The following is a 20,572-nucleotide window of genomic DNA, read 5'->3' as shown; positions in this document are numbered from 1 at the left end:
GTCTCGAAACCACGCCCCGGCAGCCCGGTAGCCTTCGCTCATGCCCGGCCGGATCGCGATCGTCACCGACTCGACGGCGTCGCTCACCCCGGAACTCGCCGCTGCGCACGACATTACGGTGGTGCCGTTGCAGGTGATCGTGGGCAGCGCGTCGTACGACGACGGCACCCCGGAGGTCGCGCCCGACAAGATCGCCGAGGCACTGCGCGAGTTCCTACCTGTCTCGACGTCGCGACCAGCGCCTGCGGTGATGCGGGAGACGTACGAATCCCTGGCCGCCGAAGGCTATGACGAGGTGCTTTCGATCCACCTGTCGGCGGAGATGAGCGGGACCTTCGAGTCAGCGCAACTGGGGGCGGCGGACGCCTCGATCCCCGTGCGCTGTGTGGACAGCCGCCAGGTGGGCATCGCCACCGGGTTCGCCGCGATCGCGGCGTCTCGGGTCGTGGGCGAGGGCGGGCCCATGGACGACGCCGTGGCGTCAGCTCTGGCGGTGGCACAGGACTGCGCCTCGTTGGTGTATGTCGACACCTTGGAATACCTTCGCCGCGGCGGACGCGTCGGGGCCGCCGCCGCACTTTTCGGGGGTGCGCTCGCGGTCAAACCGTTGCTCCAGATCAGCGAGGGTCGGGTGGCGACCCTGGACAAGGTACGCACCGCGTCGCGCGCGCTGGCGAAGTTGGCCGACCTGGCGGTCGAGGCAGCAGGTGAGCGACCCGTGCAGGTGGCCGTCCACCACCTGGCGAATCCCGAGCGTGCCGCGACGTTGGCTGCGGATCTCAGTGCGCGGTTGGCCGACAACCTGCGCGGTGACGAGGTGATCCTCGGTGAGCTCGGTGCCGTGCTCGGCGCGCATGCCGGGCCGGGAATGGTCGCGGTCTGCGTGGCACCACGGCGCTAACGAAGCCACTTCTTCTCCACAGGTCCCTGCCGCGGACCGGTTATCCACAGGCCCGTCGCGTACGACGGTGGCCGTCGGCGCACGCGCCTAGCGTCGAGGCATGCGTACGCCAACCTCTGACCCGGCCGAGATCGTGGCCCGTCGACTCGCCTCGGTGCGTTCGAGCCCGGCCGAACTGGCGCCGTGGGAGCATCAGCCGACGCGGATCAGGCCGACGGCGGACGCGGAGGCTGCCCAGGGAGCGGTCGAGGTGCCGATCCCCGGCCGGCATGTCCGTCGACGGGGAGGTTTGGTGGCAGTGCGGCTGCCTCCGGCGCTGCGCGATGTCAGCCTGGCACCCGCCCACGTGACCGTGCTGGCGCTCACCGTCGCGGCAGCTCTGGCGATCGCCTGCTGGCTGATCGTGCGCTCCTCGCCCGAGACCATTGCGCCGGCCGAGCCCGTCGCAGCGCCGGTGCTGGCAACGCCTGCCGAGGCGGCGGGTTCGGCTCCGAGCGCGAGCCCGACCACGACAACAGAGTTGATCGTCGATGTCGCGGGGAAGGTACGGCGTCCAGGCATCGCGGTGCTGCCCGGGGGAGCACGTGTGGTCGACGCGCTGAAGGCGGCCGGTGGCGCGCGGCGTGGGGTCAACCTGGCCGGACTCAACCTGGCCCGGCCGCTCGTCGATGGCGAACAGATCCTGGTCGGGATATCTCCCGCCCCGGGCGTTGCGGCATCCGCGGCGGGGACGGCGACTGGTGCGCCGGGTGCCCTGGTCAGTCTCAACTCGGCAGATCTGGCGACGCTCGACACGCTACCGGGCGTAGGACCGGTGACGGCCCAGGCCATCCTCGACTGGCGTGACAGCAATGGCGGCTTCACCTCCGTCGACGAGTTGCTGGAGGTCAACGGCATCGGGGAGGCGACCTTGGCCGATCTCGCTCCGCTGGTGACCTTGTGACGAGACCGCGGCTGTGCTGACCGTCACGGCACGCACGACGCTGGCCGAGGGAACCGATGCGCTCGATCTGCGACTCCTGGTGCCGGCCGGGGCTGCCTGGGCCGCGGCTTTGGTGGCGACGACGGCGCCGGGCAGGGTCACCACCGTCCTGGGGGTCCTGGTCGTGGTTGCCGTGGCCGTCGCCGTGCGGCACTGCAGCGCGCCTCGCGCCTGGCTCGCCCTCGGCTCGGCGGTCCTGGCTCTCGCCGTGCTCGCTATCGGAGGCTTGCAGAAGTCCCAGCTCGCGCGCGATCCGCTGTCGGGTCTGGCCGATGCCACGACGACCGTGCAGATTCACGGAGTCGTTGTCTCGGATCCCAGGGTGCGCAGTGGGAGGTTCGCCGACTACGCGATGCTGCACCTTCGCGTGGAGCAGGTGGCGGGGCGCGGGAATGCCCACCGAGTGCGGGCTCGGGTGCTGGTCCTGGGCGACCCGGGATGGCGCGAGGTCCCGCTCGGCACCCGGGTGGCGTTTCGGGGGATCGCCACGCCCGCCGATGATTCCGAGTTGGCGGGCGTCATCCGGGCACGAGGTTCGCCGCAGGTCTTAGAGGAGGCGGACGTCTGGTGGCGGGCAGCTGCCGCCGTACGCTCCGCGTTGCGCGCCAGCGTCGCCCATCGCCCTGCCGATCAACGTGCGCTGGTCCCGGCGCTGGTGGTGGGTGACGACGCCGGCATGGCCCCTGACCTGGAAGACGACTTCCGGACGACCGGCCTGACTCACCTGACGGCGGTGTCCGGAACCAATCTGACCCTTCTGGTGGGTTTCCTGATTGTGGGCGGGCGATGGCTGGGGGTGCGCGGTCGCGGTGTGTACGCGCTCGCGCTGATCGGGATCGGCGGTTTCCTGCTGCTGGCGCGCACCGAACCCAGCGTCGTACGCGCTGCAGCCATGGGCTCGGTGGCCTTGATCGGACTGGGCAGCAACGGGCGCAGTCGGGGCACCCGCGCGCTCGGCGCGGCGGTGATCGCGCTGCTCCTGCTCGATCCCGACATGTCGCGCTCAGTGGGCTTCGTGCTCTCGGTGTTGGCGACCGGGGGCATCCTGCTGCTCGGCCCTGCATGTCGCGATGCGCTGAACGGGTGGCTGCCCAGATGGCTTGCGGAGGCGATCGCGATTCCGCTCGCCGCGCAACTGGCCTGCACCCCGGTCGTGGCCGCGATCTCCGGTCAGGTCAGCCTCGTGGCGGTCGCCGCCAACCTGGCCGTGGCGCCGGTGGTCGGTCCGGTCACGGTGTTGGGGCTCCTCGGAGGTCTGGCCGGGATGATCTGGGCTCCGGCGGGCGCACTGTTCGGGACGCTGGCCGCGATCTGCGCGGGGTGGATCGTGCGCGTCGCCGAGATAGGCGCCCGGTTGCCTGGGGCAGCGGTCACCTGGGACAGCGGCGCCTGGTCGGTGGGGGCGCTGACCCTGCTGTGCCTGCTGATGGCCGGCTTCGCTCCGACCGTGCTGCGGCGTCGCCGCGCTGCGTTGGCGTTCGGTCTGCTGTCCGCCTTGGTGTTGTTCGCACGACCGCCGTCGCCAGGATGGCCTCCCGACGATTGGGTGTTGATCGCCTGCGACGTTGGGCAAGGCGACGCGCTCGTCTTGAACGCGGGACACGGTCGAGGTGTCCTGGTCGATGCGGGACCGGACCCGGCAGCCGTCGACCGCTGCCTGGGGCGCGCCGGGATCCGGTCGGTGCCCCGGATCCTGCTCACCCACGATCACGCGGACCATGTCGACGGGCTGCCCGGGGTCATCGAGGGCCGGACGTCCGGGTCGGTCCAGCGCGCGTACGGACCTCCCGAGCGACTCGGCGACCTGACCTGGCAGCCGGTGTGGCCCGCGGACCCGCGTGCGCTGCTCGGGTTGGAAGGCAGCGCCGCCAACAACGCCAGCGTCGTCTGGCTGGTGGAGAAGAGGGGCGTACGCATCCTGTTGACCGGTGACATCGAGCCCGCGGCCCAGGCGCGCCTGGCGCGGCTTCTGCCCGGCCTCCAGGTCGACGTGCTGAAGGTGCCTCACCACGGCAGTCGATATCAGGATCTGGATTTCCTCACCTCGCTCGGCGCCGGCGTCGCGGTGGTGTCGGTCGGCGCCGACAACGACTACGGCCACCCCGCGCCGCAGACGCTGGCTGCCCTTGAGGCCACTGGGGCCCGCGTGCTGCGTACGGACCTTGAGGGCGACGTCGCGATCATCCCCGAGGAAGGAGCGATAAGCGTGCTGACCTCGCGCTGAGCGGCCCGCACTGTTGTCAGTGCCATGTGGCAGGCTTCCACACGATGAGAGCAACACGAGCCGAGGACGTGCTGGGTCGGATCACACTGGTGACCGGCAAGGAGGAGTTCCTCAACGAGCGCACCGTGTCGGCGGTGAAGACTGCGGTGCGGGCGTACGACGCGGAAGCCGAACTCTCCGAGACCCTTGCGGGCGACCTCACCCTGGCGGCACTGGGGGAGTTGGCCGCGCCGTCGCTGTTCTCTTCGACGCGTGGCGTGGTCGTGCGTGCGCTGGAGAACCTGCCCGAGGAGTCCGTGGCGGGGATCGTGGACTACGCCAAGACTCCAGCCGACGATGTCGCTCTCGTGCTCGTGCACGGCGGAGGCGTCAAAGGCTCCGGACTGCTCAAGAAACTGCGCGCGTTGGGCACCGTCACCGAGGTGAAGTCTGCCGAGGTCAAGGGCTGGGAGATGGGCCGGTGGGCGGTCGCGGAGGCCCGCGGGCTCGGCACGAAACTCGACGAGGGTGCCGCCGAGTTCCTGGTGCAAGCCGTCGGCCAGGACCTGCGCAGTCTCGCGGCGGCCATCCGCCAACTCGGCACCGACTTCCCGGGTGAGCCACTGACCACCGACAAGGTGAAGCGATACTTCGGTGGCCGGGCCGAGGCAACGTCGTTCGCGGTCGCCGACCATGCCTTCTTCGGGAGGACCGCTCAGGCGTTGGAAGAATTGCGCTGGGCGATCGACGGCGGCACTTCGCCAGTCTTGATCACCTCGGCATTCGCCAGCGGTGCCCGCGGGATCGCCAAACTCATCGCGGCGCCGCGCGGGCTGTCGGAGGGTGCCCTGGCCGGACAGGTCGGCGTACCTCCCTGGAAGTTGAAGTCGCTGCGACCCCAGGCCAAGGGCTTCACCCCACGCGGGATCGGGCTGGCGCTGCGTGCCATCGCCGAGGCCGATGCCGACATCAAGGGCAAGGCACACGACGCGCCCTACACGCTGGAGCGGCTGGTGCTCACGGTCACCGAGTTGCGTGAAGTGCGGTGAGCGCGAAATGACGAAGACCCGACCAGGAACCTGATCGGGTCTTGCGGCGGGCGTTGCTCAGATCAGAGCGACGCAGCCTTCTTGGAGATCGCCGACTTGCGGTTGGCGGCCTGGTTCTTGTGGATCACGCCCTTGGACGCGGCCTTGTCGAGAGCCTTGTTGGCGGCGCGACCGAGCTCGATGGCCTGGTCCTTCTCGCCGGCCTCGGCGGCCTCGCGGAACTTGCGGATCGCGGACTTGAGGGCGGACTTGACCGCCTTGTTGCGCTCGTGGCGCTTCTCGTTCTGCTTGATCCGCTTGATCTGGGACTTGATGTTTGCCACAGGTGTTCCTTCGGGTGCTCTGTCAGTGAAAAGTGAAGTCTTGGGTGCGGCTGCCGCGGCTTCCCCGAAAGGCGGGGGCGGGCGCCGGACACGCGATGGGCCACGCTACCAGCGGGCCCGGAGGCCGCCCAAATCCGGCGGCACCCGGTCAGCCTCGGCTCAACGCAGCGTACGACCGAACCAGCTGGTCGTCCACGGCCGCGCCACGCTCACCCGACGACCGGAGCCGGGGGCGTGCACCATTCGAGCACCACCGCGGTCCCAGCCGAGGAAGATCGCGGCGTGGTAGACGCCACCGCGGCCGTAGAAGAACATGAAGTCGCCCGGGCGCATCCGCGACTTGGCGATCGGTCGCATGAAGCCGGCCTGAGCTTCCGGACGTACGGGGGACACCGCGAAAGCCCGCCGCGTGGGTGGCGAAGAACACCAGACCTGAGCAGTCGAAGCGGTGCGGGCCGGCCGCACCGTAGGCGTACGGGTCGCCGAGCTGGCCGAGTGCGATGTTCTTGGCGCGCAGCACGCGGGTGCTGACGCTGGCGCCAGCCGTACGCGCGACGACGTTGGTCTGCTCGGTTGATGGGGCGTGGGCTACGCCGGCGGGGGCGAGCGAGAACGTGGTCGCGACGAGGGCCAGGGCAGCCGACAGGGTGGTCAGGGCACGCAAAAGGGCGCGATGAGTCATAAGGGAACCTCTCCAACGCCTGTGAGGTGAGCTGTCGGGTTAGGGCTGGAAAGTGCCCCGCCACCAGTCGGTGGCTTCACCCCGAGCCGTCACGAGCGCTGCTCGCAAGGGCGTGGAACCTGTGGGTCCCCCACTCCTGCCCGACTGCTTCCTTGCACGGGGCCAGTCCGGACCGGGCAGGACTCGGCATTCGTCCGGGACTGGTTGATCTTTGAATCAGCCGATGACGCTACGAAAGTCGTAGGCCCCCGCGCCAATCGACACGCGTAGGACCTCGGTCACGTCAGTCGGCGTTGGGCACCGGCGAGGAACCGGCGCGATTCCTGCTTTCGGAACTCCTGCAGGGTGGGGAGGCCGATGTCGACGGCCGTCTGCGTACGCCACACCAGGTGGGTGCCGATCCCGGCCAGCAGCGCCGTGACGAGGTCGTCGCCAGCCTCCTGCAGCAATGGCGAGGCCGCTACGGACTCATCGAACCAGGGCAACTCGGCGCGTTCGAGGCGTACGACGAACGGATCCAGCCAGGACGAGCCGACCATGGCCATACCCCAGTCGATGAAGACCAACGAGCCGTCCGCGCGTACCAGCAGGTTGTCGTTGCGGATGTCGAAGTGGGCCAGCTGAGTGGAGGTCTCTTCGGCGGCATCTCGAAGGAGGGCTTGCAACGCTGGCGCGTGCGCCACTACCGCCGCGGGCAGCGCATCGGTTGGCAGTTCGGTGAGGTGATCAAAGGCGGAAGCCCAGTTGAGCAACGGTTCGGCAGCCGGACGCGGTCCGGCGCCAGGAGCCACAGCAGGCGAGATGGCGTACGTCGCCAACCTGCCGACCAGGCGGTCGGTCTCCTCGCAGACCCATTCCAACGTCGCGTCGTTGGTGAGGTCGGGCAGGGTGCCCTCAATGTCGTCGAGCGCCAACGCCACCCAGTCGCCGTCGTCGTAGGTGTCGATTAGACGCGCCCAGAACGGATCATCTCCCAGCGCGGTCAGCACGGCACTTTCGCGTCGGAAGAGGGTCGGGGTGTCGGGATTCAGCGCAGCGCCGACCGCCTTCACGAAGAGGCGTTCGCCGTTGGCGGCCACCAGCCGCGTCGCGCAACCGGGTGACATGCCGCCGACCTGTTCGCGGACGTCGGTTACCGGTGAGCCAAGCAGATCCTCGGCCCAGGCGTGGATGGCGGCGGGCATGGCCGACCAGGGAGTGCGTACGCCCGCCGCGCGTGGAGCGTTCATTCGGCCTCGACGACCGCGCGGATCCGCTCCAGCGTCGTACGCATGCCCTCGCGGTTGGTCCCGCCGCGAGCCCAGCCGAGCAGCAGCCAATACAGCCGCAGTGCCGGATTGGGGTCGAGCTTGAAGTATTCGGTGACGTCCACCCCGCTGCTGGCCGGCACGATCCGGTAGCCCCACGTATTCACCGCTTGGTCTTTGACCACGACCGTGAACTCGAACTGACGCGGCTCATCTGCGACATCGACGCGACACAGCGTCCAATAGGTCGGGCCGACGCCGTTGCGCTTGACCTGTCCTTTGAAATAGGCGCCTGCCTCCGGTCCGGTCGCACCGCGGGTCCAGCGAGCGGTCAGCGTCTCGGGACTGAATTCCCCGATGCGGGTCACGTCGCTCACCAGCGCCCAGACCTGCTCGGGGGTGGCGTCGATGTGCACGGTGACTTCGTCGGTCAGGCTCCCGGAGAGCGCTTGGCCGGCGGCGTGCAGGATCGATCCTGGAAGAGACTTATTGGACATGAACCGAGCGTACGGGGACGGGCGTACGATCCACGCGTGAGTGAGATGTGGAGCATCGTGGCCGCTGAACGCGGCGCCCTGGCCGAGGATCTGGCCGCACTGACCGCAGAACAGTGGCGTACGCCCTCACTCAACGACGGCTGGAGCGTGCGCGACACCCTGGCGCACATGACCCAGACCGCGAAGACGACTGTGGGTGGGTTCTTTGGCGGGTTGATCGCCACCGGCTTCAACTTCGGCAAGTTCATCCAACTGGGGGTCGACCAAAATCTTGGTGCCACCCCGGCTGACACGCTGGCAAACTTTCGCGCGATCAAGGACTCCCGCAAGGCGCCCCCCGGACCGAAGTTGTCCTGGCTCGGCGAGACGATCGTGCATGCCGAAGACATCCGTCGCCCGCTAGGCATCAAGCACGACTACCCCCAGCAGGCCGTGATCGACGTGCTCGACTTCTATAAGACGTCCAACACCCTGATCGGCACCAAGAGTCGCATCGCGGGGGTGAATCTGCGCGCCACCGACGCCGACTGGAGCTACGGCGACGGACCCGAGGTCAGCGGACCGCTGCTCTCGCTGCTGATGGCGGCCACCGGCCGCACGGCGGCGCTAGACGAGTCTCGCCGGGGACGGCGTGGCGATCCTGCGAGGTCGCTGACGCGCCGACTTCGTCCGGTGTGGGCGGTGATGGGAGGATGTCTCGACCTGCCCGCCGTACGTCGTCGAAAGCAACACGTTGAGCCTGAAGAACGCGCCCAAGCCGGGCTCGACGGACCCCGCGATCATCCGCAACTTCTGCATCATCGCCCACATCGACCACGGCAAGTCGACTCTGGCCGATCGGATGCTGCAACTGACCGGCGTCGTCGACGAGCGCGCCGCCCGCGCGCAGTACCTCGATCGGATGGACATCGAGCGCGAGCGCGGCATCACTATCAAATCGCAAGCCGTACGCATGCCGTGGACGGTCGCCGAGGGCAACGACGCGGGCGCCGAGCCGGGCACGTACGTGCTCAACATGATCGACACCCCCGGTCACGTCGACTTCACCTATGAGGTGTCGCGTTCGCTGGAGGCGTGTGAGGCGGCGATCCTGCTGGTCGACGCGGCCCAGGGCATCGAGGCGCAGACGCTGGCCAACCTTTATCTGGCGATGGGCGCCGACCTGCACATCATTCCGGTGCTGAACAAGATCGATCTGCCCAGCGCCAATGTCGACAAGTACGCCGCAGAGTTGGCTGGACTGGTCGGTTGTGAGCCCGAGGAGGTGCTGCTCACCAGCGCCAAGACCGGCATGGGAGTCGAGGCGCTGCTCGACGAGATCGTCAAGCAGACCCCCGCGCCGGTCGGCGACCCGACCGCGCCGCCGCGCGCGCTGATCTTCGACTCCGTCTATGACACCTATCGCGGCGTCGTGACGTATGTCCGCGTGGTCGATGGCCACCTGACCCACCGCGACCGGATCAAGATGATGTCCACCAACGCCGTCCACGAGATGCTCGAGGTCGGCGTGATCAGCCCCGAGCCGGTCAAGGGCGACCGCATCGGCGTCGGCGAGGTCGGTTATCTGATTACCGGCGTGAAGGACGTACGTCAGTCGCGCGTCGGCGACACCGTCACCTCTCAGCACCACGGTGCAACCGAAGCTCTCGGCGGCTACAAGCACCCCAACCCGATGGTCTACGCCGGGCTTTACCCGATCGACGGAGACGACTACCCGACGCTGCGCGAGTCCCTGGAGAAGCTGCAACTCAACGATGCCGCGCTGACGTACGAACCGGAGACCTCGGGCGCGCTCGGCTTCGGGTTCCGCTGCGGCTTCCTCGGCCTGTTGCACATGGAGATCACCCGAGACCGGTTGGAGCGTGAGTTCAACCTCGACCTGATCTCGACCGCACCCAACGTGGTCTACGAGGTGATCCTCGACGACGGCCGCAGTGTCGAGGTGACCAACCCCAGCGAATACCCCGACGGCAAGGTGGACGAGGTGCGCGAGCCGGTCGTACGCGCCACGATCCTCGCGCCGAGCGACTTCATCGGCACGATCATGGAGTTGTGCCAGCAGAAGCGCGGCTCGCTGCTCGGCATGGACTACTTGTCCGAGGACCGTGTCGAGATGCGCTACACCCTGCCGATGGGCGAGATCGTCTTCGACTTCTTCGACCAGTTGAAGTCGCGGACCAAGGGGTATGCCTCGCTCGACTACGAGCGCTCGGGTGAGCAGGCGGCCGACCTGGTCAAGGTCGACATCTTGTTGCAGGGCGAGCCGGTGGACGCGTTCAGCGCGATCGTGCACCGCGATGCGGCGTACTCCTATGGCGTGATGATGGCCTCCAAGCTCAAGGACCTGATCCCGCGCCAGCAGTTCGAGGTGCCGATCCAGGCTGCCATCGGTGCCCGGGTGATCGCGCGCGAGACCATCCGCGCGATCCGCAAGGACGTGCTCGCCAAGTGCTACGGCGGTGACATCAGCCGCAAGCGCAAGCTGCTGGAGAAGCAGAAGGCGGGCAAGAAGCGGATGAAGAACATCGGCTCGGTCGAGGTCCCACCCGAGGCGTTCGTAGCCGCGCTGTCGACGACTCAGCCTGCGGAGAAGTCCGGCAAGAAGTAACTGCTCACACCCGCCCGGTGGTTGAGGAGCCGCCCGAACCGGTGGTTGAGGAGCCGCCGCAGGCGGCGTCTCGAAACCACACCCCCGTGCGCATGTGTGGTGGTTTCGAGACGCTCGCTTCCGCTCGCTCCTCAACCACCGATTTGCACCCCCACCCGGTGGTTGAGGGAAACGCCCGCCCGGTGGTTGAAGAGCCGCCGCAGGCGGCATCTCGAAACCACCCCACCCGACCCGCCACGGTGGTTGAGGAGCTACTGGCCCCGGTGGTTGAGGAGGCGCGTAGCGCCGTCTCGAAACCACACCACCACCCGAACCAAGACTTTGGTCTATAAACCCAGCCAGACCATTCTATATCGAACATCTGTGCGATAGAATCAGTGGCATGAATCCGTACGCCGATCTCGACGCCGTGGCCGTGTTGGCTGCCGCGCAAGATGGCGTACGACGCCGCCGTGAGACCGGCCGGGACGAACTGCTGATCGCGGCCCAGTGGGCGGTGCTGCATGGTGAGTCGATCCGTGAGCGGGACCCGATGACCACGCCCGGTGGTGACGGCACCCCGGGGGTGCGGGAGTACGCGCTGCCGGGAGCTTGCGATTGCGACGCAGGTGCACACCATGACGGTGCGGCACCAGGTCGCCGACGCCCTGGATCTGGTTCACCGGCTGCCGTTGACCTGGCGTCGGGTGCTGGATCTGGAGTGCGAACCGTGGGTGGCGCGCCGGGTCGCGGCATTGTCGCGTGCGGTGCCGTTGGCGTCGGTCGCGATCGTGGACCGCGCCGTGGCCGCCGCAATCGCCGGACACACTCCTTCGACGGTGTTCGAGATCGCCGCCGCCAAGATCCTGGAAGCCGACCCCGACGCGGCCGCCATGGCCCGAGAGCACGCCGCCCGCGAACGCTACGTCCGGCTCTCGCGGGCCGACGAGCAGGGCTACCGGCATGTGATCGCAAAAGTCACCGCCGGCGATGCTGCCTGGGTCGACGCGATGGTCGAGCGTGTCGCCGACATCCTCGCCCTCACCCTCGGCGGGGAGCACAACCACGACGAACTCAGGTCGTTGGCGTTCGGGTGGCTCGCCCGCCCCGCCGAACTCCTCGAGCTGCTGCTGACCCACACCGAGGAAGCTCTCGACGACGAACCCCGCGACGACGACGCGAGGCCTGCGTGGGCCACGGATCGGCTCGACCGGATCATCGGCCGACTGTCCGCGATGTCAGTCACCCAGTTGAAAGCCTTACGTGGTGCGGGCGCGACCCTGTTCGTCCACCTCGACGCGTCCGCCCTGCTCGACCAGCACGGCGTCGCCCGAGTCGAGGCGATCGGCCCGGTCCTCGTACGTGCCCTGGCCGATCTGGTCGGGCACGCCGACATCCGACTCCAGCCCGTGCTCGACCTCCACGCCGACACCCGGGTCGACCGGTACGAGCACCCCGACCGACTCAAGGACCACACCTGGCTCCTCACCGGCGGCGACACGTTCCCCTACGCGAACCGGACCGCCACCCGCAGCAGCGTCGACTTCGACCACATCAGCCCCTACCAAGAGAGCGGCCCACCCGGGCAGACCAGCACCACCAACAGCCAGCCGCTCAGACGGACACATCACCGATGGAAAACGTTCGGCGGCTACCGCGCCCGCGCGGCCGGCCAAGGCCGCATCCTGTGGCAAACCCCCCACGGCATCTGCGCCCTCGTCGACCACCAAGGCACCCACCTACTCACCCCACGCCAAACCCGGATCATGCTCACCGCACCCGACGAAGTCGACCTCTACGTCACCGGACCCGCTCTCCAGATTGCCGACGACTACTCGCGCGGGTGATCCACGTCCGCGATATGCACGCGGACGCCGACCGCCCGGATCTCCGTGAGAGCGGTGGCTGGGATATCCGGTGTTGTCACGAGGGGATGCCGCGCCGCCGTACTGCAGGCTTTCTCCAGACACTGCGCCGCCCGGTGTCGCCAATCCCGGTCGGGCATGATGAGTTGGCTGATGCGCATCGGGTTTTTCATGACCTCGCCGATCGTGGGGCTGATCGCCCACCACGGTGGGCTGCGCTTCGCCATGGTCGTACCCCTGGTCGTCGGCATCGTCGCCGCGACGATCACTCATCGCCTGGCGAGTCCGGGGTCTGCCCCCTGAGGCGTCGAGTTCAGCGAGAGCGCTACTTTTGCGTCGGCATCGGCATCGGCTTAGCTGGAGCGGCGACCGGGCAGATCAGATCGGCCTGGTCGCCGGTCTTGCGCTCGGGCAGGGTGCCATCGGCCCAGAACGTGCTGATCGCCTTCTTCGCACAACCAGTCGTGCCGGCGCTGGCGGCGTGGTTGACGCCGTCCTTGCCCTCGATCAGTGCCGCACTGGGGAAGGCCGCACGCGTCGCAAGCGCCCCGGAGAAGGGAGTCGCGCCGTCGTAGGTCTCGCCGTAGAGCAGCACGGGGGCGGTGAACGCCGAGCCGTCGATGGTCACCTTCTCGACAGGATCACCGGGCCAGGTGACGCAGGGTGCCGTCAGCCAGGCCTCGCCCCAGGCGAAGTACGGAGCCTTCACCGCTGCCGCCTTGGCCTCCTCGACGTAGTCTGCGAAGTCGGGCCACTGGCTCTCGTTGCACGTCACCGCGAGATAGCCCGCCTCCGCGCCATCGCTAGGCGAGGCCAGCCCCGCGAGCACCCGGAAGTCGCCGTCGTTGATCGCAGCGCTCAGACCAGGGCCGACGAGGGTCCAAAAGCCCGTGCCGTACGCCGCCTGGTTGAGTGCACCAGACAACTGGTCAGGCCCCAGATCACCCGTGGGCTTCTGCTGGAGTTTGCGAAAGAGGGCCTTGACCTTGGTCGCGATCGCCGCCGGATCCGAGCCCAGCTTGAGGACCTTGTCGTTTTGCGCCAGGTAGGCATAGAAGCGAGCCAGGTTGTCGTTGAGCGTGACCACCTGCTGCCACCCCATCGTGCTCCAGTTCAGGTCCGGCGCGGTCACCCCGTCGAGCAGCATCTTTTCGACCCGGTCGGGGTGCAAGGTGGCGTACGTCTGGCCGAGATGGGTGCCAAACGACATGCCCCAGTAGTTGATCTTGTCGGCGCCGAGCGCCTTGCGTACGGAGTCCATGTCTTCGGCGAGGTTGGCGGTCGAGACGTGAGGGAGCAGCGCCTTGCTCGGTCCATCGGCACAGCGCCGGGCGTAGTCGGCCGCCGCCTTTTCCCACTGCGCGAAGGCCGCGTCCTCGGTGGGCGGCTTAGTGGGCGCGCCGCCATCAGGCTTGCCGCAGTCGATCGCGGGCGTGCTGCCACCGATGCCGCGGGTGTCGATGCCGATGATGTCGTACGACCGCAGCACCTTGGCGGACTCGCCCAGCGTGACGGGCAGCGCGCGTCCCGGCATGCCGGGACCACCCGGGTTGCTGAGCAGCACGCCTCTCGACTTTTCGCCCTTGTGAGGCAGCATGCTGAGCGCCAGCGAGATCTGGGCGCCGGTCGGGTCCGCGTAGTCGAGCGGCACTTCCAGCGACGCGCACTTCAACCCCTTGAAGTCACCGCCCTTGCATTTGCTCCATGAGATTGGGCTGGGTTCGAAGCCGGTGTCGTGCGCGGAAGTCGACGACGTGGTGGTGGAGGAGCTGGTCGCCTCGGGCTCGGAACCGCTGCCGCTGCAAGCGGCGGTGGTCAGGACCAGGCTGAGACAGGCAAGGGCTGGTAGAGCCCGCGTACGCATCATGGCGCTAACGCTAGTAGTCACCCTCACCACCACTGCTGGCCCATGTCGCGCAGCGTGTTGGAGCCGCAATGCACCTCGCCGCCGCCGTTGTGGTGGCTGTAGTAGTCGTCGACCCAGCCGACCTTGAGCCCAGCCTTGGCGTACGCAGTCTTGACTGCTGAGGCGAAGACGTCGCGGCCGTCGACGCGCAGCGCGAACTGGCGCGGGGCAGCGACGTAACCGTTGATGATGGGGGAGTTGATCGCGCCGGGCAGGTACGCCGAGACCTGGGCCGGGTGCTTGGCCTTCGAGGGGTAGTCCCCGCGATAGAGCACCGGGATCCCCACGATCTCGTCGTCGGTGAGGCCGGTCGCCGCCTTGATCCGTTCCACGTTCGCCGCGATCCGACCGGTCGCGAACTCGTTGGCGTCCACCAGGCCCTTGCGTCCGGGTCGCAACGCCTCGGCCACCGTCAGGTTGTAGGCGTCGCCCTTCATCCGCGCATCGACGTTGGTGTCACCATGTCCCGCCTGCTTGGCCTGGCGCAGCAGGTCGATCGCGGCCATCGGGTCGGCGACGAGCAGGCGCCAGCCGCGCGGTGTGTCGGCGGGCGCGAAGCTCAAGAACTCGTCCACGTGACCGACCCCGAGCCAGCCGGTGTTGAGGATCAGCGGTTGCTGGATGCCGCCCTCGACACCACCCTGGGCGGCGAGCATGGTGAGCATCTGGGTGGAGAGTTGGCCGTGGTCGTTCTTCTCCTCGTCCCTGCCGAGGATGATCCGGCCGGAGGCGTACGTCTTGCCCGCGTGGCTGAAGGGCGGGATCGTCTCGAAGTTCCCCATCGAGTTGAGGGTGCTGTATTCGACCTCCTTGCCCTGCCATACGACCCCGACGTCCTTGCCGCGCAACGAATACAGCGCGTGGCCGGTGTCGCGGTTCTGGTGTGAACGCAGCAGCAGCCGGATCGAGTGCGTGCCCGACGACGTCGGCATCGACACGTACATCGGCTCGACATAATCCTGCTGCCAGGCCTCCTCGGTCGGCATCACCTTCACGCCCCCGGTCACACCCGCCTGGTGTGCGACCTCGGTCAACTGGGCGTTGAATCGCTTCATCGCGCTGTCCTTGCGCACCGACATCGGCTGCGGCGCGAGCATCATCTCGGCGCGCTGGAGATGAGTGTGCGACAACATCGGCGCGACGCTGAGAGTGACGGTGTCGGCGGTGCGCTGCGACCCAGCGGTCACCTCCAGGGTGACCTTGACGCGCCCGTTCCAGGTCGCCGCATCGCGGTTGATGTCCTTGGCCTCGACCCCAAGGCGTACGCCGTCTCGCAACTGCTGCGCTGTCAGCCGGGTCGAGGGTGTGACCATGCGCCAGGAGCCGTCGGCGACCTGTTGGAAGAGTCGGGCACGGGTGGTGTCGAGGCGAAGTGTGCCGGTGGCATCAGCGGGGACGTCCGGCAACGGGACCGTCGTGATCGGCGCCAGATCAGCGACGTCAGCCGCGCCGTTCACCTTCGCATCCGTCGCGTCGTTGCAGGCGTTGAGGCGACGGTCGATCTTCAGGCCGACCGCACTGCGCTTCTTCTCGTACGCCTTCATCGCCTTGTTGTACGCCTTGAACTCCGACTTGGGTGCCCCCTTCTTCGGTGCCTTGGGCGGCTTGGGCAGCGGCACCTTGACCTTCGAGGGGCAGCGTCGCGAGTCGTCGTCGAGGTTGGGCAGCACGATCGCCGCAGCCGAGTCCTCGACCGCTTCGTCGGCTGCGGTCACGACGCCGTCGCGGTTGGCGTCGGCACGCACGTCGGCTGTCCAGGCGGGTCCGTCGGCGTGGGCGACGGCAGGCGTGAGGGCGACGGCCAGGGGCAGGAGCGCGAGGGTGGCCAGGGACTGGCGCAGGTTGAGGTTCATGCCGATCAGGCTGATCGGGCGATGTCTCGTCGGCACCGCACGCGGATCACAGGACCGTGACAAGCCACGGTTACGCTCCCCGGCATGTCTGGGGACGAACGGCCCACCATCGTGGTCTCGGCGGTCGCGATGGTGCGCGACGGCCAGGTGTTGACCGTACGCAAGCGGGGCACCTGCCGCTTCATGCTGCCGGGCGGCAAGTGGGAGCCGGGGGAGGAGCCCGACGACGCGGCGATCCGTGAGGTGCGTGAGGAACTGGGCCTGGTGGTCGAGGGGGTGCAACTGCTTGGCGTCTTCGAGGCCGACGCCGCCAACGAGCCCGGGCATCTCGTACGCTCGCACGTCTTCGTCGCGCAGTTGCCCGGCGAGCCGCAGATCGCGGCCGAGATCGAAGAGCTGCGCTGGGTGGCGCTCGACGCTGCTCCGGCTGACGACCTCGCTCCGCTGACCAAGCGACTGTTGCCGCTGCTGGCCCGGCGGAACCCCGTCGCCCAGCCGAGCCTGGCCGATCAGTTCCGACACCACTTCGGCCACCACGAACACCTGTACGGCGTGCTGCTCGATCACCTGGCCGACGATCTCGACGCGGGCGGGGCCACCGCACGGATCTGTCGCGACAAACTGTCCGCGAGCCGTGGCGATGCGATCCAGCTGCGGCTCTTGGCCGCGATCTATCGGATCGTGCTGCGCGGCGAGGCACCTGAGTTGGTGCGCTTCTATCCGGCCCTGGGAGGCACGGAGGACCCGGCACTGGCGTGGCCGTACCTCCGGCCGCTGCTGACCACTCACGAAGCCGAACTGCGAGCGGCGCTCGACCTGCCGCCACAGACCAATGAGGTGGGCCGCTCGGCCGGTCTGATCATTGCGCTCTTCGAGGCGGTGAGACGCTCGGGTCTTCGCAAGGTGAGGCTGCTCGAACCCGGCGCGAGCGCGGGTCTCAATCTCCACGTCGACAGGTATGCCTACCGCGGTACGGACTGGGCTTGGGGCAGCTCGACGCTGACGATGGAAACGGGAGCGCTGGGTGTCGAACCCGTCGAGTTCGAGATTGTCGAACGTGGTGGTTGCGACCTGTCGCCCGTGGACGCGAGCACGAGCGACGGCGCGACCTACCTGCGCTCCTTCGTGTGGCCGTTCGATCTCGCGCGTTCCGAGCGCCTGGCCAGAGCGCTCGAGATCGCCGGACAGCACCCGGTCACCGTCGACGAGGCCCCTGCGGCGCAGTGGATGTCTGCGCAGCTCGCCCGACCGGTGGACGAGGACATCCTGACGGTGGTGTGGCAGTCGATCACGCGGCAGTACTGGCCGGAGTCTGAGTCGGACGCAGTCGACGCAGCCATCGCCGACGCCCGAGAGCGGGTGCCGATCGTGCACATCACAATGGAGGGCGTGCCTCCGGTGCAGGGCAGCGACGGCTACGTGATTGAGGCACACGGCCCCGCGTTGACGATCGACGGCGACGTGATCGCGCGCTCACATCACCACGGCCTCCCGGTCATCCTGGCGTGACGCTGACCCCTGTGACAGCGATCGCCAGCCCGGCCTCCACCTGACCGACAGCCTCGGCGAGTTCGGCATCGGTCGGTCGCCGCGTCCCGGGGAAGTAAGTGATCTCCAGCGGTCGCTTCTTCGCGGACCCGGTCGCTCTCCAGACCCCACCGATCCGACCGTCGATCAACACCGGCGGTCGGCACAACCCGTTCTTGGCGTTGAAGAGTAGGGGGTGTAGTTCGGGGGAGACGAAGCGGTCGCGAGCCTTGGAGTCGTACGCACAAAGCAGCGCGTCGAACTCCGGCAACAACCGCAGTCCGGGGATCTCGACATGAGGCGAGATCTGCGAGCCCGGCAGATCGACGTACGCCCGGCCGAGCGGACCGTCGTACGACACCAGCGAGAGCCGCTCGATCCCCGCAGTGACGACACGTTGAGGCAGTCCCGACCACCACGCGATGTCCTCACGACTCGACGGCCCGTGCGCACGTACGTGCAGCTCAATCGCCTGCTCGACGGCGCGATCCGGGGTCGGCAGCGGCAAGCCGGTGTGCACTCGAGCCGACCGATACAACGGTGCTCCCTGGCCCGCCCAGTCGCCGTTCGCGGGCATCCGGACGAGCCCGATCGACAGACTCAGGAACCGGCCTTGCGGCTGAGTCATGATCGCGGCGTCGAGACCGTGGGCAACCAGCCACCTGGTGGTGAACTCTGCCACCTCGGCAGGCGTACGCCACTGCGCCGCGAAGTCGTCGACCGCCTTCCACAGGGCCTCGACGTCCTCCAGTCCCAGCCAGCGCTGCCACGACCGCCGCAGACCGATCCGTGACACGGCATCCAAGACGCGTTGCTGCGCGGGCGTCGACGTGTGCACGGTGCCGCGGATGTTGCTGCCACGCACGAGCCTGCCGTCGCGATAGGCCTGCGTGAGGTCGTCGTACGCCATCTCGCTGCGCGTTGCGAGCGCCAGGAACGCGGCCCGTGCCGTCTGGGTCTGCATCGGACCCGCGGCACCCACAGTTCCACCGTCCAGGACCCGGACGCCGAACTGGCGCGCGAGCGCATGACCGGCCAGGTCTTCCCACGTCAGCACGGCCCCGAGCGTAGGCGACCCCATTAGGGTCAACTGCGTGAGCGAAGCATCCGACTGGTTCAAGTCCGCCGTCGTCTATCAGATCTATCCGCGGTCCTTCCAAGACAGCAACGGCGACGGGATCGGCGACATCCCCGGCATCACCAGCCGCCTCGACCACCTGGCCACGCTCGGGATCGACGTGATCTGGCTGTCCCCGGTCTATCGCTCGCCGATGGACGACAACGGCTACGACATCAGTGACTACCAGGACATCGACCCGCTCTTCGGCACGCTCGAGGACTTCGACGAGTTGCTGGCGCACGCACATGCCCGCGGCATCAAGATCGTGATGGACCTCGTCGTGAACCACTCCTCCGACGAGCATGCCTGGTTCGAGGAGTCCAGGGGCAGCCGCGACAACGCCAAGGCCGAGTGGTACGTCTGGCGCGACCCGCGCCCCGGTCTCGTCGGCGGCACACCGGGCGCCGAGCCGACCAACTGGGGCTCCTTCTTCTCCGGACCGGCGTGGACCTGGGACGAGTCGCGTGGGCAGTACTACCTGCACCTGTTCAGCCCGAAGCAGCCCGACCTCAACTGGGAGAATGACGAGGTTCGCGAGGCGGTCTTCGAGATGATGCGCTGGTGGCTCGACCGAGGCGTCGACGGCTTCCGGATGGACGTCATCAACCTGATCCACAAGCGGTCGTACGAGGACGGCCCCCTCTTCAACGGCTGGGGCTTCTCCTTCGACCAGATCGTCGACGGACCCAAGGTCCACGAGTGGCTCCAAGAGATGCATCGCGAGGTGTTCGCCGGTCGCGACGGGCTCTTGACCGTGGGGGAGATGCCCGGTGTCAGCATCGAGCAGGCGCTCGAATACACCGATCCTGCCAACGCCGAGGTCGACATGGTCTTCCAGTTCGACCACGTCGGTCTCGACTCCGGTCCGGGCGGCAAGTTCGACGTGCAGCCGATCGACCTGGTGCGCCTCAAGGAGGTTTTCGGACGTTGGCAGGAGGGCATGGCCGACCGCGGCTGGAACTCGCTGTACTGGGACAACCACGACCAACCCCGCGCGGTCAGCCGCTTCGGCAACGACTCTCCCGAGCATCGCGTAGCCAGCGCGAAGGCCCTCGCGACCGTGCTGCACCTGCATCGCGGGACGCCGTACGTCTATCAGGGCGAGGAACTCGGCATGACCAATTCGGTCTTCGACACGATCGCCGACTTCCGTGACCTGGAGTCCCTCAACCACTTCGCGGAGGCCACCATCGCCGGGGCCGACCCCGAGGCGGTGCTGCGCGGACTTCGCAAGGTCGGCCGCGACAACGCGCGTACGCCGGTGCAGTGGGACGCCAGCGCCCATGCTGGGTTCACCACGGGCGAGCCGTGGATCGCGGTCAACCCCAACTCCACGCGGATCAACGCAGCCGCCCAGGTTGGCGACCCGGACTCGGTGTTCGCCCACCACCAGGCACTGATCCGGCTGCGCCACGACGACCCGGTGGTCGCGCACGGCGACTTCACGATGCTGCTGCCCGACCACCCGCAACTCTATGCGTACACCCGGTCGTACGACGGCCGCACGCTGTTGGTGATCGCGAACCTCTCGGACAGCGAGGCCACCGCTGAGATCGAGGCGTACGACTGGACATCCGCGCCGATCGTGCCGGCCTCGGGTCGAGGCTCGCAGCCGCGTGAAGGCCGCACGCTCCAGCCCTGGGAAGCGCTCATCGTCGACGTCACCGAGGATCAGTGAGCCCGCAGATCCCTCCCGAGTTGGAGCGGCAGCGTTACCTCGGCCCCGCGTGGGGCGAGTGGTTGGACCGCCTGCCCGGACTTGCCGCCGCACTCCTGGAGGAGTGGGAGCTCGACTCTCGACGGTGGATCGCTGCACGGATTCTGTTCCCT

At 68.1% G+C, this 20,572-nt stretch carries 16 protein-coding genes, 1 pseudogene and 1 riboswitch; of the genes and pseudogenes, 10 read left to right on the top strand and 7 right to left on the bottom strand.

Going from position 1 to position 20,572, the window contains the following annotated elements:
• The first annotated feature begins 40 nt into the window (after positions 1-40).
• From V9G04_09885 to holA, 4 genes are all read left to right on the top strand, one after another.
• The gene (locus V9G04_09885) at positions 41-901 is read left to right on the top strand and encodes a DegV family protein (GenBank protein ID MEI2713579.1); all 861 of its coding nucleotides are present in this window, start codon (positions 41-43) and stop codon (positions 899-901) included.
• Positions 902-1,001: 100 nt separating this feature from the next.
• Entirely contained in the window at positions 1,002-1,844 is an 843-nt protein-coding gene (locus V9G04_09880) for a ComEA family DNA-binding protein (GenBank protein MEI2713578.1), read from the top strand.
• A gap of 13 nt (positions 1,845-1,857) precedes the next feature.
• Positions 1,858-4,107 carry a ComEC/Rec2 family competence protein gene (locus V9G04_09875; protein ID MEI2713577.1) on the top strand — a complete coding sequence of 750 codons (2,250 nt, stop codon included), beginning with the start codon at positions 1,858-1,860 and terminating at the stop codon, positions 4,105-4,107.
• A gap of 44 nt (positions 4,108-4,151) precedes the next feature.
• Positions 4,152-5,135 carry a DNA polymerase III subunit delta gene (gene holA / locus V9G04_09870; GenBank protein MEI2713576.1) on the top strand — a complete coding sequence of 328 codons (984 nt, stop codon included), beginning with the start codon at positions 4,152-4,154 and terminating at the stop codon, positions 5,133-5,135.
• Positions 5,136-5,197: 62 nt separating this feature from the next.
• On the opposite strand, the gene rpsT is transcribed toward holA, so the two are convergent.
• The 4 genes from rpsT to V9G04_09850 form a co-directional block, all read right to left on the bottom strand.
• Complete coding sequence (rpsT, locus tag V9G04_09865) at positions 5,198-5,458, bottom strand: 30S ribosomal protein S20 (GenBank protein ID MEI2713575.1); 261 nt, start codon at positions 5,456-5,458, stop codon at positions 5,198-5,200.
• 159 nt (positions 5,459-5,617) lie between these two features.
• Complete coding sequence (locus V9G04_09860; protein ID MEI2713574.1) at positions 5,618-5,851, bottom strand: NlpC/P60 family protein; 234 nt, start codon at positions 5,849-5,851, stop codon at positions 5,618-5,620.
• Positions 5,852-6,143: 292 nt separating this feature from the next.
• Positions 6,144-6,339: riboswitch (cyclic di-AMP (ydaO/yuaA leader) on the bottom strand.
• Between the two features lie 79 nt (positions 6,340-6,418).
• A complete protein-coding gene (locus V9G04_09855) occupies positions 6,419-7,369 on the bottom strand; it encodes a phosphotransferase (GenBank protein MEI2713573.1) in 951 nt (316 codons plus the stop codon).
• Positions 7,366-7,884 (bottom strand): SRPBCC family protein, encoded by a 519-nt coding sequence (locus tag V9G04_09850; GenBank protein ID MEI2713572.1) that lies wholly within the window; start codon positions 7,882-7,884, stop codon positions 7,366-7,368. Before V9G04_09850 ends, V9G04_09855 begins: the two co-directional genes overlap by 4 nt.
• A gap of 45 nt (positions 7,885-7,929) precedes the next feature.
• Between V9G04_09850 and V9G04_09845 the strand changes: the two are divergent.
• The 4 genes and pseudogenes from V9G04_09845 (at position 7,930) to V9G04_09830 (ending at position 12,639) form a co-directional block, all read left to right on the top strand.
• Positions 7,930-8,469, top strand: a pseudogene (locus V9G04_09845) (maleylpyruvate isomerase family mycothiol-dependent enzyme).
• Positions 8,470-8,617: 148 nt separating this feature from the next.
• On the top strand, positions 8,618-10,492 hold the full coding sequence (lepA, locus tag V9G04_09840) for a translation elongation factor 4 (GenBank protein MEI2713571.1): 1,875 nt from the start codon (positions 8,618-8,620) through the stop codon (positions 10,490-10,492).
• 617 nt (positions 10,493-11,109) lie between these two features.
• Positions 11,110-12,318 (top strand): hypothetical protein, encoded by a 1,209-nt coding sequence (locus V9G04_09835; GenBank protein ID MEI2713570.1) that lies wholly within the window; start codon positions 11,110-11,112, stop codon positions 12,316-12,318.
• A 171-nt stretch (positions 12,319-12,489) separates the two neighbouring features.
• Complete coding sequence (locus V9G04_09830) at positions 12,490-12,639, top strand: hypothetical protein (GenBank protein MEI2713569.1); 150 nt, start codon at positions 12,490-12,492, stop codon at positions 12,637-12,639.
• 22 nt (positions 12,640-12,661) lie between these two features.
• Here V9G04_09830 and V9G04_09825 read toward each other — a convergent pair whose 3' ends face one another.
• Both V9G04_09825 and V9G04_09820 read right to left on the bottom strand, forming a co-directional pair.
• On the bottom strand, positions 12,662-14,203 hold the full coding sequence (locus tag V9G04_09825; protein MEI2713568.1) for an alpha/beta fold hydrolase: 1,542 nt from the start codon (positions 14,201-14,203) through the stop codon (positions 12,662-12,664).
• 23 nt (positions 14,204-14,226) lie between these two features.
• Entirely contained in the window at positions 14,227-16,095 is a 1,869-nt protein-coding gene (locus tag V9G04_09820) for a protein-arginine deiminase family protein (GenBank protein ID MEI2713567.1), read from the bottom strand.
• Between the two features lie 84 nt (positions 16,096-16,179).
• Between V9G04_09820 and V9G04_09815 the strand changes: the two genes are divergently transcribed.
• Complete coding sequence (locus V9G04_09815; protein MEI2713566.1) at positions 16,180-17,604, top strand: DUF2332 family protein; 1,425 nt, start codon at positions 16,180-16,182, stop codon at positions 17,602-17,604.
• Here the strand turns inward: V9G04_09815 and V9G04_09810 are convergent.
• The gene (locus tag V9G04_09810) at positions 17,591-18,679 is read right to left on the bottom strand and encodes a crosslink repair DNA glycosylase YcaQ family protein (GenBank protein MEI2713565.1); all 1,089 of its coding nucleotides are present in this window, start codon (positions 18,677-18,679) and stop codon (positions 17,591-17,593) included. The genes V9G04_09815 and V9G04_09810 overlap by 14 nt on opposite strands.
• Before the next feature lie 37 nt (positions 18,680-18,716).
• Here V9G04_09810 and V9G04_09805 point away from each other — a divergent pair, with 37 nt between their 5' ends.
• Positions 18,717-20,420 carry an alpha-glucosidase gene (locus tag V9G04_09805; GenBank protein MEI2713564.1) on the top strand — a complete coding sequence of 568 codons (1,704 nt, stop codon included), beginning with the start codon at positions 18,717-18,719 and terminating at the stop codon, positions 20,418-20,420.
• The last annotated feature ends 152 nt before the right edge of the window (positions 20,421-20,572 follow it).

It is taken from the genome of Nocardioides sp., from assembly GCA_037045645.1.
Taxonomy (GTDB): Bacteria; Actinomycetota; Actinomycetes; order Propionibacteriales; family Nocardioidaceae; genus Nocardioides.
Note: the sequence above shows the minus strand (reverse complement) of the source record. Positions and strands in the feature narration are given on the sequence as shown.

Bases quoted from the DNA above. Each gene is read 5' to 3' on its own strand.
- V9G04_09885 (MEI2713579.1), top strand. From the start codon at position 41: ATGCCCGGCCGGATCGCGATCGTCACCGACTCGACGGCGTCGCTCACC.
- V9G04_09815 (MEI2713566.1), top strand. From the start codon at position 16,180: ATGTCTGGGGACGAACGGCCCACCATCGTGGTCTCGGCGGTCGCGATG.
- V9G04_09855 (MEI2713573.1), bottom strand. From the start codon at position 7,369: ATGAACGCTCCACGCGCGGCGGGCGTACGCACTCCCTGGTCGGCCATG.
- V9G04_09880 (MEI2713578.1), top strand. From the start codon at position 1,002: ATGCGTACGCCAACCTCTGACCCGGCCGAGATCGTGGCCCGTCGACTC.
- V9G04_09835 (MEI2713570.1), top strand. From the start codon at position 11,110: ATGACGGTGCGGCACCAGGTCGCCGACGCCCTGGATCTGGTTCACCGG.
- V9G04_09825 (MEI2713568.1), bottom strand. From the start codon at position 14,203: ATGATGCGTACGCGGGCTCTACCAGCCCTTGCCTGTCTCAGCCTGGTC.
- V9G04_09820 (MEI2713567.1), bottom strand. From the start codon at position 16,095: ATGAACCTCAACCTGCGCCAGTCCCTGGCCACCCTCGCGCTCCTGCCC.
- V9G04_09830 (MEI2713569.1), top strand. From the start codon at position 12,490: ATGCGCATCGGGTTTTTCATGACCTCGCCGATCGTGGGGCTGATCGCC.
- V9G04_09850 (MEI2713572.1), bottom strand. From the start codon at position 7,884: ATGTCCAATAAGTCTCTTCCAGGATCGATCCTGCACGCCGCCGGCCAA.
- holA (MEI2713576.1), top strand. From the start codon at position 4,152: ATGAGAGCAACACGAGCCGAGGACGTGCTGGGTCGGATCACACTGGTG.